This window comes from uncultured Microscilla sp. (assembly GCF_947493425.1).
In the GTDB taxonomy this organism is placed as follows: domain Bacteria; phylum Bacteroidota; class Bacteroidia; order Cytophagales; family Microscillaceae; genus Microscilla.
In genome coordinates this window covers 1-224 of the sequence record NZ_CANLRP010000692.1, presented here as the reverse complement: position 1 = coordinate 224, position 224 = coordinate 1, and the positions used below count along the sequence as shown (strand labels likewise).

Annotated in this window: 1 protein-coding gene; it reads right to left on the bottom strand. The window is 50.4% G+C overall.

From position 1 onward, the window contains the following. On the bottom strand, window positions 1-209 hold a 209-nt coding region (locus Q0954_RS34925), incomplete at its 3' end, for a hypothetical protein (RefSeq protein ID WP_299466951.1). Between the last annotated feature and the right edge of the window lie 15 nt (window positions 210-224).

The window sequence follows — 224 nt, the reverse complement described above, 5'->3', positions numbered from 1 at the left end:
TTTACCTTATAAGTGCTGCTAATGTAGCGCCCCCCGTGCAAAATGTCGGCGCCTTGGTCAATCAGCTTCAAGGCTTGGGCATAGTTGCCCTTGCTCAGGCTTTGGTTGAGTTGTTTGTACAAAAAGGCTTGGTCTTGAGCGTAGCTAGGCAGGGCGCAGCAAATGCCCCCACTGAGGAGCAATAGGGTAATGAATAGTTGTTGTCGCATGGGCGCTGAATACTT